The sequence below is a fragment of the Hyphomonas sediminis genome (assembly GCF_019679475.1).
Lineage (GTDB): Bacteria > Pseudomonadota > Alphaproteobacteria > Caulobacterales > Hyphomonadaceae > Hyphomonas > Hyphomonas sediminis.
Map to the genome: position 1 here is coordinate 1,075,993 of NZ_JAIEZP010000001.1, position 11,604 is coordinate 1,087,596.

The 11,604-nt window shown below is 61.2% G+C and carries 14 protein-coding genes; 12 read left to right on the forward strand and 2 right to left on the reverse strand.

Annotation, left to right across the window (positions count from 1 at the left end):
• Nucleotides 1–245 precede the first annotated feature (245 nt).
• The 6 genes from K1X12_RS05520 to K1X12_RS05545 all read left to right on the forward strand — a co-directional run bounded on the left by K1X12_RS05520 (nucleotide 246) and on the right by K1X12_RS05545 (nucleotide 4,289).
• Nucleotides 246–1,013, forward strand: a complete 768-nt coding sequence (locus K1X12_RS05520; protein ID WP_220986624.1) for a Bax inhibitor-1/YccA family protein — start codon at nucleotides 246–248, stop codon at nucleotides 1,011–1,013.
• A gap of 198 nt (nucleotides 1,014–1,211) precedes the next feature.
• Nucleotides 1,212–2,174 carry a malate dehydrogenase gene (gene mdh, locus K1X12_RS05525; RefSeq protein WP_220986625.1) on the forward strand — a complete coding sequence of 321 codons (963 nt, stop codon included), beginning with the start codon at nucleotides 1,212–1,214 and terminating at the stop codon, nucleotides 2,172–2,174.
• 9 nt (nucleotides 2,175–2,183) lie between these two features.
• Nucleotides 2,184–2,486, forward strand: coding sequence for a putative quinol monooxygenase (locus K1X12_RS05530; RefSeq protein ID WP_220986626.1), 303 nt, complete (start codon nucleotides 2,184–2,186; stop codon nucleotides 2,484–2,486).
• Nucleotides 2,487–2,574: 88 nt separating this feature from the next.
• Complete coding sequence (locus tag K1X12_RS05535; protein ID WP_220986627.1) at nucleotides 2,575–3,027, forward strand: hypothetical protein; 453 nt, start codon at nucleotides 2,575–2,577, stop codon at nucleotides 3,025–3,027.
• Nucleotides 3,027–3,596, forward strand: coding sequence for a GNAT family N-acetyltransferase (locus tag K1X12_RS05540; protein ID WP_225907886.1), 570 nt, complete (start codon nucleotides 3,027–3,029; stop codon nucleotides 3,594–3,596). Before K1X12_RS05535 ends, K1X12_RS05540 begins: the two co-directional genes overlap by 1 nt.
• A gap of 69 nt (nucleotides 3,597–3,665) precedes the next feature.
• Nucleotides 3,666–4,289, forward strand: a complete 624-nt coding sequence (locus tag K1X12_RS05545; protein WP_220986628.1) for a hypothetical protein — start codon at nucleotides 3,666–3,668, stop codon at nucleotides 4,287–4,289.
• Nucleotides 4,290–4,349: 60 nt separating this feature from the next.
• Here the strand turns inward: K1X12_RS05545 and K1X12_RS05550 are convergent, their stop codons facing one another.
• On the reverse strand, nucleotides 4,350–4,670 hold the full coding sequence (locus K1X12_RS05550) for a PepSY domain-containing protein (protein ID WP_220986629.1): 321 nt from the start codon (nucleotides 4,668–4,670) through the stop codon (nucleotides 4,350–4,352).
• A 179-nt stretch (nucleotides 4,671–4,849) separates the two neighbouring features.
• Between K1X12_RS05550 and K1X12_RS05555 the strand changes: the two genes are divergently transcribed.
• The 6 genes from K1X12_RS05555 to K1X12_RS05580 all read left to right on the forward strand — a co-directional run bounded on the left by K1X12_RS05555 (nucleotide 4,850) and on the right by K1X12_RS05580 (nucleotide 10,728).
• Nucleotides 4,850–5,407 carry a hypothetical protein gene (locus K1X12_RS05555; RefSeq protein WP_220986630.1) on the forward strand — a complete coding sequence of 186 codons (558 nt, stop codon included), beginning with the start codon at nucleotides 4,850–4,852 and terminating at the stop codon, nucleotides 5,405–5,407.
• 39 nt (nucleotides 5,408–5,446) lie between these two features.
• On the forward strand, nucleotides 5,447–6,664 hold the full coding sequence (locus K1X12_RS05560) for a murein hydrolase activator EnvC family protein (protein WP_220986631.1): 1,218 nt from the start codon (nucleotides 5,447–5,449) through the stop codon (nucleotides 6,662–6,664).
• Between the two features lie 32 nt (nucleotides 6,665–6,696).
• Nucleotides 6,697–8,043, forward strand: a complete 1,347-nt coding sequence (locus K1X12_RS05565; protein WP_220986632.1) for a S41 family peptidase — start codon at nucleotides 6,697–6,699, stop codon at nucleotides 8,041–8,043.
• A gap of 125 nt (nucleotides 8,044–8,168) precedes the next feature.
• Nucleotides 8,169–9,443 (forward strand): divergent polysaccharide deacetylase family protein, encoded by a 1,275-nt coding sequence (locus K1X12_RS05570; RefSeq protein ID WP_220986633.1) that lies wholly within the window; start codon nucleotides 8,169–8,171, stop codon nucleotides 9,441–9,443.
• The gene (locus tag K1X12_RS05575) at nucleotides 9,440–9,955 is read left to right on the forward strand and encodes an RNA pyrophosphohydrolase (RefSeq protein WP_220986634.1); all 516 of its coding nucleotides are present in this window, start codon (nucleotides 9,440–9,442) and stop codon (nucleotides 9,953–9,955) included. The genes K1X12_RS05570 and K1X12_RS05575 overlap by 4 nt, the downstream gene beginning before the upstream one ends.
• A gap of 20 nt (nucleotides 9,956–9,975) precedes the next feature.
• The gene (locus tag K1X12_RS05580; RefSeq protein WP_220986635.1) at nucleotides 9,976–10,728 is read left to right on the forward strand and encodes an alpha/beta hydrolase; all 753 of its coding nucleotides are present in this window, start codon (nucleotides 9,976–9,978) and stop codon (nucleotides 10,726–10,728) included.
• A 70-nt stretch (nucleotides 10,729–10,798) separates the two neighbouring features.
• On the opposite strand, the gene folE is transcribed toward K1X12_RS05580, so the two are convergent.
• On the reverse strand, nucleotides 10,799–11,416 hold the full coding sequence (gene folE, locus K1X12_RS05585; protein ID WP_220986636.1) for a GTP cyclohydrolase I FolE: 618 nt from the start codon (nucleotides 11,414–11,416) through the stop codon (nucleotides 10,799–10,801).
• Nucleotides 11,417–11,604 lie beyond the last annotated feature (188 nt).

Genomic DNA, 11,604 nt, shown 5'->3' on the forward strand with positions numbered 1-11,604 from the left:
GATTGAGGCAGTGTAATGTAAATGCAAAAGTAATTATACTGTATTTTGATAAAGCAAGAATAGTTGCCATTTATACTTGAATTCAGGTTGCGCTGAATGCCTCCCGAGAGACTTCGGATAGCTGCGCAATTGCTAAACTAACGCGTTCCTCCCGGTTTTTGTTGCGGACACCAGGGGAAATGCCCATATTTGGGCCAGACCGGCACCTTCGGGTTGCCGGGTTCACAGGAAAGGACTTGAAAAACATGAACGAATTCAACCGGGGCTTCGGCGCGGTCGATGTTCGCTCGATGGACACTTCGGTGAATGTGGGTCTGCGGACCTTCATGCTGGGTGTATATCAGAAGCTGGCGCTCGGCATTGCTTTGTCGGGGGCTATCGCTTTCGCGGTCGGCACATATCAGCCGCTCTTCGCTGTCATCTTTGGCACACCTCTGATCTATCTCTTCCAGTTCGGCCCTCTGGTGCTGATCCTGGGCTCGGCCTTCCTGATGAAGAATCCCTCGCCGCTGGCGACTGGCATTCTTTATTGGGCGATCGTCGTCATGCTCGGCGTCTGTCTGTCGATCTGGGTCGCCATGGCGTCTGCCGGCGCTTCGGGCGCAACCCGCGCCGGAACGGTCCTCACGCCGACCTTCTTCACCATGACCAAAGCCTTCCTGCTGACCGCCTCTGCCTTCGGCGCGCTCAGCCTGTGGGGCTATGTCACCAAGGCAAACCTGCAGCCTATCGGCGTGTTCCTCGGCTTTGCGCTGTGGGGCGTGATCGGCGTCTCGCTGCTCAGCTTCCTGTTCCCGCCCTCGGGCATGTTCGAGATCCTGATCCAGGTTGCCGTCCTCGGCATCTCGGGCGTTCTCGTCGCGGTCGACACGCAAAACCTGAAGCAAAGCTACTTCGCCTTTGAAGGCGACGAGCGCAGCCTCGCCGTGATGACCAACTACGGCGCGCTGAACTTCTTCATCCTCTTCTACAACATCTTCACGATGCTTATGTCGCTGCTCTCGCGCGACTGAGAAGAGTAGGGAAGACCTTACATAACGCCCCGCGAGCCCGCCTCGCGGGGCGTTTCACATTTTGGCCGCATTGCAACACGCGCGCGCCTCGGCTAAAGCGGCGTCCGGAAAGCGGAGGCGGCTTTTCCGGCAAAACGCCGAGAGAATTCAGGGGCCTCCGCCTGCTTGTTTTCACGCCTAATTTCCAAGGAGAAACACATGGCCCGCAAGAAGATTGCCCTCATCGGTTCCGGTATGATCGGCGGCACGCTCGCCCACGTCGCAGCCCGCGAAGAACTGGGCGATGTGATCCTGTTCGACATCGCCGAAGGTCTGCCGCAGGGCAAGGGCCTCGACATCGCTGAATCGACCCCCGTTTACGGCGCGTCGGTCGATCTCAAAGGCGTCAACGACTATGCCGGCATCGCTGGCGCAGATGTCTGCATCGTCACCGCCGGTGTGCCGCGCAAGCCGGGCATGAGCCGCGACGACCTGCTCGGCATCAACCTGAAAGTCATGAAAGCCGTTGGCGAAGGCATCAAGGCCCACGCGCCTAACGCATTCGTGATCTGCATCACCAACCCGCTCGACGCGATGGTCTGGGCGCTCCAGAAATTCTCCGGGCTTCCCACCTCGAAAGTGGTTGGCATGGCCGGCGTGCTCGACAGCTCGCGCTTTGCCTACTTCCTCTCCGAGAAAACCGGCGTCTCGGTTGCCGACATCCACGCCTGGACGCTTGGCGGCCATGGCGACGACATGGTGCCGATGGTGCGCCACTCCACCGTTGGCGGCTTGCCGCTGACCGAACTCGTGAAGCAAGGCTGGATGACCCAGGCTGAGCTTGACGCCATCGTCGAGCGCACCCGCAAGGGCGGCGGCGAGATCGTCAACCTGCTCAAAACCGGCTCGGCCTATTACGCTCCGGCTGAATCGGCCATCGCCATGGCAAAGTCCTACCTTGCCGACCAGAAGCGCGTCCTGCCGGTCGCCGCTTACCTCTCCGGCCAGTACGGCCTGAAGGACATGTATGTCGGCGTGCCGACCCTGATCGGGGCTGACGGCGCTGAAAAAGTCGTCGAGTTCGACTTCAACGACGCTGAAAAAGAAATGTTCGCCAAGTCGGTCGCTTCGGTGAACGGCCTGATCGAAGCCTGTAAAGGCATCGACCCGTCGCTGGCCTAAGCCGCGCGGGTGGTTATTGTCGAAGGCTATGTTCGTTTTGCGGATGCGGGGGATTTCTCCCGCATCCGTGAGGCGGCCTTCGCCCAGATGAGCGCCAGCCGGGCCGAGCCTGGCTGCCTCGACTACACATACGCCCTCGATGTCGCCGATCCCTGCCTGATGCGGGTTCTGGAGCGGTGGGAAAGCTGGCAGGCTCTGGAGGCGCATTTCGCCCGGCCGCACATGCTGCCCTGGCGCGCGGCGCTGGCATCTGTCTCGGTCACTGAACGTAATCTCCACGCGCACGAGGTCGCTGCCACACGCAAAGTGTGACGGAAGCTTCACGTCTTTGGTCTCTTTCCCGCGAGCGCCCGACTGGTCTAATCTTCGTCAACAGATTTGCTCCAAGGGGTTCTTGAATATGCGTTCGATTCTGACTGCTTTGCTTGTTGCCGGGCTGGCTGCCTGTTCTGGCGCCGCGCCGCCGGAGTTGACCGCAACGCTGCAGCCCTCCGCGCCAGGCCCCGGTTACCAGCTTGGCGGCAGCATCGACAGCATCACCATCGATGACGCAGCCGGCACGGTCACAGTGCAGGGCTGGAACATGTTCACGCCTAAAACGCGAGAGCAGGAACTGAAGGTCTTCGCCAGCAACGCGGCGGCGATCGAGAGCGTCACACGGAGCGAGCGTCCCGACGTGGTCGAAGCCATCGGCAATGAAGATCTCCTTCATTCCGGCTTCGTCCTGGTGCTCAAAATGCAGCCGGATGCAGAGCTGACCCAGCTCTGCATCACCCAGTCGGACAAGCATTATGGCGACCGTCTGCTGATGTCCTATGTGGGCGTCACGCCGACCTGCTTCTCCGAAGGCTGATGCTGGCCGGGCCCCGGATCGAAACGCCGCGCCTCCTCCTGCGGCCGCCCCAGGCCGAAGACTTTGAGGGCTTCTGCGCGCTGGCGGCTGATCCGGAAGCCTCCCGCTTCATCGGCGGTGTCCAGCCGCGCGAAAATGTCTGGCGGTCCCTCTGCACCATTACCGGTGCGTGGGTGATCAATGGGGCGTCGATGTTTTCGGTCATCGAAAAGGAAACCGGCCAGTGGATCGGCCGGCTCGGTCCCTGGCATCCGGTCGGCTGGCCGGGTACGGAAGTTGGCTGGGGGCTGCTGAAGTCTGCCTGGGGGAAGGGGTATGCCGGCGAGGGCGCCGCCGCCGCGATGGATTTCGCTGTGGACCAGCTCGGCTGGCAGGAGATCATCCATTGTATCGAGGCGGAGAATACGCCCTCCATCCGGGTTGCTGAGCGGCTCGGTTCGCGCAAGCTGCGGCAGGTCCCTGCGCCGCCGCCCTTCAAGGATGTCGTCTGGGACATCTATGGACAGTCTGCGGAGGAATGGCGCGCCCGCAGTCGAACGCGACAGGCACCCTCTGAACCGGCCCCCTGAATCGGGGGGATCGGGCCCCGCAGGGCGCCTGCTAGTCTTTGCCGGAATGGGAACAAGCGGAGGATGCCCATGAGACGATCAATCGCCGGGCTGGCGGTTCTTGCAGCCCTTGCAGTTGGCGTGCTGCCAGCGGCGGCTGACTGTGCGCTTTTCAACACGCTGGTGAAGGAAGCGGAGAATGGAAAGGGCTTCACAAATATTGTTCCGTTCCGCTCTGGATGGGACCTGCGTGATGAGAAAGATAAGGTACCAGCGCAATTTGCCTATGCTGGCTTCGATGTCTGCTGGATCGAGGACAAGGTATGGACGCCGGCAAACGGGAAATATGGCGACCCGCGATACACCTGCCGTGTCGAGACAAAGCCGGACAAGGACAATACGGTTGCCTTCGGCAGTCATGTGGCGCAGGTCCGCGCCATGGGGGAGCTGGCGGCTGCGTTGCGGGTTTGTGTGCAGGCGGATGAACGCTTCAAGGTGGATGCTGAAACCTCCATGGGTGTGCGGTATATGATGAAGCCGGAACTGACGGAAATGCGAGGGCTTTATGAAAATCCGCGTGTCTGGATAGAGGCGTCCGAGATGGACGATCCGCCTTATGTCGAGGAGGTTCCGCCCGGCGCTCCGCTCGCCATGGCGACGCCGATGCGGCTTACTTTCACGGTGTTTGGATTGGCTCGGGATCTCAGCGATTAAGGCCGGCAAGAAAAAGGCGCGCCGGTTTGGCGCGCCTCAACCTTGTTGGAATAGGCCGGATCAACGGCAGTCAGCATCCCAGCGATCATCGTCGATCTCGATCTTCACGATGTCGCCGGTGCGTGCATCCACATCGATCTCGATTTCACGGGATTGCGCGTCGCAGCCTTCCAGTTCCCAGCGGCCATCATCCCGCTCGGCTTCGTGCAGCTTTACGAGGCCCTGCGTGCGGGCAATCGCGACGGCTTCATCCTTGGACACCTTGTAAACCGGCGCTGCAGGGCCACGCAGGACCGCGCTGTCGTCGATCTGCGCGGTGGCGACCGGGATGGCAACTGCCGTAGCGAGGAGGGCGAGAGAGGCAATCGTCAGGGTTTTCATTCTGTCAGTCCTTCTTTGCTCGTCGGGCTTGCTGTTGGAGTGTTGCCCGGACTGGCCCGGTTTTTGTCATGGGCGCGCTGAGCCGCCCCTGACAGGTCCTGTCAGGGCGTTGTCAGTTTGGGGCGGGAGAAATGCGAAGGGCTTGCGCCCCGGCGCCGCGCCTGCAACTCAGGCAGGCGATGGATACAGATCGCCCGTTCAGCCACGATCCGCGCACCCGCATTGCCGACGCGCTGGAAGCGACCCTTGAAGCGCTCCGCCTCGCGCGCCGGGAACTCGCCGGCGCAAGGGCCGAACCCGAGCGCTGGCGCTGGGTTGCTCTCGGTCTCGTCAGTGCGGTTCAGGCCGGCCTGATCGCGGCCCTGTCAGGATACGCGTCTGCCCGGCATGAGGATGTCGCCAATCCCTCCCAGCCGGACCGGGTTGCGCCCGTCTCACTGCTCTTGCGCCGCGCGCGTTCGACCGAACATCTCAACGCGCCCGAACGGCTCGATCTCACCGGCGCGCAGGTGCGCGATCTCGAAGCGCTCGTCGCCATGCGCAACGCCGCTGTCCATGGTCTCGGTTTCCAGGTGGCAGATCATCCCGTGCATCTCGTCCGGACGGCGGCGGAAATCCTGCGTCATCTCCTGAAAACCCATCCGGCGTTCGATGTGTCCCAATTCGTCCTCGTTTTGACACTGATTGACACGGAACTGACTCGAATCGTCACTGAGACGACACCGAATGATCCTTGATTAACGCCAAAGTGACGCCTCGTGGCGCATGCCTGTCGCATGCGATTTTTCCGCCCGTTTGTCCTCTCAATGCTGGCACTCGCGCTGACGGCGGCGGGCCCGGATACCTTTACCCGGCAGGACCTTGAGGCGCTGGAAAAGGAAAAAACCGCAGCCGAAAAAAAACTCGAGCAACTTCAATCCTCTGGCCGCGAGACAGTCCGCGATCTGGAAACCCTCGATCAGGACCTGCTGGCCGCCGCCGCCGAAGCCCTCCGGCGCGAGGAACAGGCCGTGACTGCAGAACGCTCCCTCATCGATCTTTCTCTGAAAAGGGAGGAGGCGTCAGCCCAACTCCTTGAAAATGAAGGAGCTTATGAGGACCTGATCGCCGCGCTGGCCGCGGCCAACCGGCGCCGTCCGCCCGCACTTGTCGTCTCACCCGGCCAGTCCGGCACCGCCATCCGGCGTGCCTTGCTTATGCAGGCAACGCTGCCTGAGCTGAACGCGCGCGCCGAACGGATTTCAGGCGAGATCGCGGCCCTCAACAAGCTGGAAGATCAGATCCGGACCGAGCAGGCACGGCTCGACGCTGCTGAGGCCACTATTGCCTTGAAAAAAGAGGAAATTGAACGCCTCGCCGCTACCAAGCGCAGCCAGTATGAGGGCCTCGCGGGTGACGTTGCGAGCCTCAAGGCGCGCGCCGACAAGCTCGGCAAGGAAGCCGCCACCTTACGCGAGTTGCTGGCCGCGCTCGAATCGGATGCGCCGTCCGCGCCGGGTGCCAAGCCGAAGCAGCGTCCCCAACTCGCCGTTCTGAAACCTGCGCCCAAATCGACCAAACCCAGCAAGAGCACGCCGCAAAAAACTGTTTCAAAACCGCTGGGTAAGTCAGCGCTTGGTGGGCTTATCCAGCCGGTATCAGGTTCGGTTACCAATCGTTTTGGTGACAAGCTGCCCGGCGGCAGTACAGCTGAATGGATCGGTTTTGAAACGCGCTCGGAAGCGCAGGTGGTCGCGCCTGTATCCGGCACCGTTGAATATGCCCGTCCCTTCCGCAGCTATGGGTCCATGCTGATTTTGCGCACAAGTGACGGATATAATGTTATTCTGACAGGGATGAGCAAGATCTACGTGTCGGAAGGCCAGTCCGTGACGGCTGGAGAGCCGGTGGGGTTGATGCCGGACCGCACCGACCCGCCGCCTGAACTTACTCTGGAATTAAGGCTTGGCGACCGGGTGCTTAATCCTGCAGAGTGGATGGCACGAGGCGGCTGATCTGCCGTGTGAGGACGAAGATGGAGTGGAATATGCGTTCATTGCTTACCGGAACAGCCTTGGGTGGAGTTCTGGGGGCGTTGGCGGTTGGCTTTGCAGCGATGGCCTGGCCGCAGGGGCAGGACCAGAAGCCGCCGGAAGATCCGCGCGTTGCCACTTATCAGCAGATTGAACTCTTCGCGGAGATCTTTGCCCGCGCACAGCGCGATTACGTGGTTCCCATTGATGAACGCGAAGCGATGGAGGCTGCCATCAACGGTATGCTGACCTCGCTCGATCCTCATTCCAGCTACATGAACCCTGAGGACTTCCGGTCCCTTCAGGTGCAGACTTCCGGTGAATATGGCGGCCTTGGCATTGAGGTGACAATGGAAGATGGCTTTGTGAAAGTCATCTCTCCCATCGATGATACGCCTGCTCAGCGCGCCGGCATTCAGCCTGGCGACTACATCACTGAAATCGATGGCAAACCGATCATCGGCCAGACGCTCAACGACGCCGTGAAGGAAATGCGCGGCGAAAAGGGCACCGAGATCGAAATCACCATTCTCCGCGAAGGGGTTGATCCCTTCCAGGTGACGCTGATGCGCGACACGGTTCAGCAGAAATCGGTCACCTGGAAAAAAGAGCCCGACAATATCGCCTATATCCGCGTGTCTACCTTCAATGAGCGCACCGGACTGCTTCTGGAAGAAGCCATCCAGGGTATCAGCCGCGACATTGGTTCGCGCCCGGCTGGCATCGTGCTGGACCTGCGCAACAATGGCGGTGGCCTGCTCGATGAGGCTGTGAAAGTCTCCGATTATTTCCTCTCCGGCGGCGAGGTCGTCTCCACGCAGGGGCGCCGCCCGATCGACGTTGAGCGCCGCAATGCGGACAAGGCAGAAGTGTTCAAGGGCGTGCCGATGATCGTGCTGATCAATGGCGGTTCGGCTTCAGCGTCCGAAATTGTTGCCGGCGCGTTGCAGGATCGTGGCCGCGCACTCGTTGTCGGTACCACCAGTTTCGGCAAGGGGTCGGTCCAGTCGGTCATTCCGCTGGGGGCAGATCGCGGCGCTATCCGCCTGACCACGGCGCGGTATTACACCCCGGCTGGCCGTTCCATCCAGGCGCTTGGCATCGAGCCGGATGTGATGATCACGCCGGTTCGCCTGACCGAGGAAGAGCTGGAGAAAATCCGCCGTTTCTCCGAAGCCGACTTGCCGCATGCGCTGGCGAACGAATCAGGTGCAGAGCGTGCCAAGATGCGGATGCCGGATGAACAGCCGCCTGAAGATTATGAAGGCGAGGACTTCCAGCTGGAGCGCGCCATGCAGCTTTTGCGGGAGGGGCAGGCGTCCTCATCCCGCCTCGCGATGAAAGCTGATAAGGCTGGTTAACGAATTCCACTGCAATTGACCGGTTTTACAGGGGCAACGGTAAGCATCCGTTTGCCTCCTGTTAACCCTGCGCGGCGATCCTGAAAGCTGATTTTCCCGCAGCCGATGGATAAAAGGGTCGATACATGGGTCACCGGCATTCCGAGCCGTCGCCGATCAAGACCGGCCTTTTGCATGCTGGCATGAGCCTTGGCGTTTTTGGCGGTCTCGCCGTTGCCCTCGGAACCGGTATCCATATCACGTCAGATCCGGCCGCCGCTGGCCCGCGCCATACGATCGCTCTGTTCGGCGGCGCCGCACCCGACGCGGACGAGCACCCCGCCCAACTCGCCGCGATCTACGCGGCGGACTATGAAGAAGATTACGCGGCGACGGACTATGCCCAATCCAGCGATCAGGCCTTCACCTATACCGAGCTTGACGGTGATGGCATGCGCATCGACATCACCGGCGGGCAGGGCGGCCCGGCAGTTGCGCCTGCGGCCGGTATCCGCATCAATGGCCGCCTTGTTCAGCCAGGCCAGTCTTTCGGCGAAGTCAGCTCCGGCACTTCGGAGGCTGCGCCCGCGACCCTGAACGCTGCGGCCAAGCCTGCCAGCAAGGCGCCAGCCGATGTCTATGCCCGGCCGTTTTCCAATCCTGAAGGCCGCCCCATGGTGGCGCTGGTGATCGGCGGCCTCGGCATTAACTCTACGCAGACAAAGCTCGCCATCGACAGCCTCCCGGCGGACGTGACCTTGTCGTTTGCGCCCGATGCCAGCCGTCTCGACTACTGGGTCAAGACTGCGCGCGCCGATGGACATGAAGTGCTGATCGAAGTGCCGATGGAGGCCTACGAATACGGCCGCCTTCGGATGCACCCCGACACACTGACAGCCGCTGCCGACAAGAAAGCAAACCTGGCCAAGCTGAACCAGGTTCTGAGCCGTGCCAGCGGCTATTTCGGCGTCATCAACTATCAGGGCGCCAAGTTCGCGTCTGAGGCTGGCCCGGTTGAACCGGTGTTCGATGTGCTCGCCAATCGCGGCCTCGCCTTTATCGATGATGGCTCGGTGCAGAAGACGTCCTTCGGCAAGGTTGCTGACACCAAGGGCGTGCGCTTTGCCCGCGCTGCCGGGCCGATTGACACCCGGCAATCGCCTCAGGACATCGCCGCCGAGCTGATGGAACTCGAAACCATCGCCCGTGAACATGGCGGCGCCATCGGCGCGGGCTTTGCCTTCCCGGTGACCCTCGAAGCAGCGTCGCTCTGGATCGACACGCTGGATGAAAAGGGCCTCGTGCTGGCCCCGGTCTCTGCGCTGGTGCCAAAGACTGCCGCGCCCGCGCCCGAGATGGCGCAACGTCTCGAGCTTCGCACTGGAAGCCCCGCCAAGGCTGGTCTAAAAACCGGCGGGTGACCCAGAACAAACTCGATCCGAATCTTTATCGCGCCAATGTTGGCCTCGCCATGTTTTCCAAGGCGGGCCATGTCTTCATCGGCAGGCGCATCAATGGGCGTGGCCCATTCCAGTGGCAGATGCCGCAAGGGGGCGTCGACGCAGGCGAAGATGCGATGACCGGCGCCCTGCGCGAGCTGGAAGAAGAAATCGGCGTCCCCGCCAAGCTTGTTGATGTGCTCGAAGAGACCAGCGACTGGCTCTACTATGATTTTCCGCCAGATCTGAAGCGCCGCATGAACGGGCCTTATCTGGGACAGCGCCAGAAATGGTTCGCTTTCCGGTTCAAGGGCTCTGACAGCGACGTGCGGCTGGACCGGCATACGCCGGAGTTCGACGCCTGGCGCTGGGCGCGTCTGGATGAGACGCCCGACCTGATCGTGCCGTTCAAGAAGCCGGTTTACATGGAAGTCGCGCAATGCTTCCAGCGCTGGACCGAGCCAGTTTTGCCGGGGCGTGTCCCGCAAGGATAATCACGAGAAGGGGGAAGGGAATGGGACATCTTCTGATGATCCACGGGATCGGCTGCGACGGATCTGCCTGGGACCGTATGAAGCCGATGTTCGAAGCGGCAGGCTGGACCTGCCATGCGCCGAGCCTGTTTCCGGACCGGCGCGTAAAGGAGAACCCGCCCGCCAATCTTTCAGAACTTGGGCTTGCTGACTACATCGATGCGATGAGCGCCGAGGCCCGGCGGATCACAGCGGAAACCGGCGCCCGGCCTGCCGTGATCGGACATTCCATGGGCGGCCTCATTTCGCAGGTTCTGGCCGAGCGCGGCGATGTTTCACGCGCCGTGTTCCTGACGCCTGCGCAGACGAAGGATTGCGCCGCGCTGGGTCTGCCGGTGGTGTGGACGTTCTTCAACGTCCTCCTCTCGCAAGACCGCAAGAAGGCGCAAAAGGTCTGGAAGCGCGGTTTCAGCTACGGCGTGCTCAACTGTGTGCCCAAGGCCCGCCATGACGAGATCTATGCTGGCGCGCTCTACGATTCTGGTCGTGTCTATGGCGATATTGCCGATGGCATCGAGATCGATGAGGCGCAGGTCAAGATCCCTACGCTGACGATTGCTGCGACGCAGGACCGCGCAACGCTTGCCAAGGCTGTGCGCAAGGTTGCCGCCAAATATGCCCGCAGTCCCGTGCCGGGTGACTTCATCGAGTATCCAGACCACGCTCACTGGATTGTGGATGAACCGGGAACAGAAAAGGTCGCCGCCGACATCACGGCATGGCTCGCCCGGTAGAATGGTCTTCCAAAACGAAAACGCCCCGCCGCCAGGGCAGGGCGTTTTTTAAAACTCAGAGAACTGAAATTCAGTCCTGCTTGCACATGCCGAGGAAACGGTTGCGCAGGTCAGCATCGGATTTGAACACGCCGGTGAACTGGGTCGTGATCGTCGTCACATGTTTGTGGTGCACGCCGCGCGTCGACATGCACTGGTGTTCGGCTTCAATGAACACCGCCGTTCCCATGGGGGCGAGACTCTCCGTGATGGCGTCACATATCTGCGCCGTCATCGTTTCCTGGGTCTGCAGGCGTTTGGAGAAGATCTCCACCACGCGGGCAAGCTTGGAAATGCCCACCACAGCGTTGGAAGGCTTGTAGGCCACGTAGGCCTTGCCGATGAACGGGGCGATATGGTGCTCGCAATGGCTCTCGACCTCGATATTGCGGAGCATGACGATGTCGTCATAGCCCTGCACATCTTCGAAGGTCCGGCTCAGATATTTGACCGGGTCTTCGCCATAGCCTTCAAACCATTCCTTGTAGGCGTTCACGACGCGCTTGGGCGTGTCGATCAGGCCTTCACGGGCCGGATCGTCACCTGCCCAGGCAATGAGCGTGCGGACGGCTTCTTCGGCCTCTTCCTGGGTGGGACGGCGGACGGAATCCGCGCGCAAAATATCTTTCTTCGGAGTAACGGCGTCCATAGCCAATTTTATTTCCTTCACTGAGGGACGGGGGTCGAGCCGGGGCATCCCTTGAGGGTCTTGAAGTGCCCTCTTGCCCGGACTTAACGCCCGCCCGGAGTTGATACCCTCAGGGCGATAGAAGGTTACATAGGCCCGCATGACCCCTGTTTCCAGCGCTTTCTACGGGGAAACCGGAGCGCTGGATT

Excerpts from the sequence above, each read along its gene's own strand:
- K1X12_RS05570 (WP_220986633.1), top strand. The coding sequence starts at position 8,169 with ATGGGTCACCGGCATTCCGAGCCGTCGCCGATCAAGACCGGCCTTTTG.
- K1X12_RS05545 (WP_220986628.1), top strand. The coding sequence starts at position 3,666 with ATGAGACGATCAATCGCCGGGCTGGCGGTTCTTGCAGCCCTTGCAGTT.
- K1X12_RS05550 (WP_220986629.1), bottom strand. The coding sequence starts at position 4,670 with ATGAAAACCCTGACGATTGCCTCTCTCGCCCTCCTCGCTACGGCAGTT.
- K1X12_RS05520 (WP_220986624.1), top strand. The coding sequence starts at position 246 with ATGAACGAATTCAACCGGGGCTTCGGCGCGGTCGATGTTCGCTCGATG.
- K1X12_RS05535 (WP_220986627.1), top strand. The coding sequence starts at position 2,575 with ATGCGTTCGATTCTGACTGCTTTGCTTGTTGCCGGGCTGGCTGCCTGT.
- folE (WP_220986636.1), bottom strand. The coding sequence starts at position 11,416 with ATGGACGCCGTTACTCCGAAGAAAGATATTTTGCGCGCGGATTCCGTC.
- K1X12_RS05580 (WP_220986635.1), top strand. The coding sequence starts at position 9,976 with ATGGGACATCTTCTGATGATCCACGGGATCGGCTGCGACGGATCTGCC.
- K1X12_RS05555 (WP_220986630.1), top strand. The coding sequence starts at position 4,850 with ATGGATACAGATCGCCCGTTCAGCCACGATCCGCGCACCCGCATTGCC.
- K1X12_RS05540 (WP_225907886.1), top strand. The coding sequence starts at position 3,027 with ATGCTGGCCGGGCCCCGGATCGAAACGCCGCGCCTCCTCCTGCGGCCG.
- K1X12_RS05560 (WP_220986631.1), top strand. The coding sequence starts at position 5,447 with ATGCGATTTTTCCGCCCGTTTGTCCTCTCAATGCTGGCACTCGCGCTG.
- K1X12_RS05565 (WP_220986632.1), top strand. The coding sequence starts at position 6,697 with ATGCGTTCATTGCTTACCGGAACAGCCTTGGGTGGAGTTCTGGGGGCG.
- mdh (WP_220986625.1), top strand. The coding sequence starts at position 1,212 with ATGGCCCGCAAGAAGATTGCCCTCATCGGTTCCGGTATGATCGGCGGC.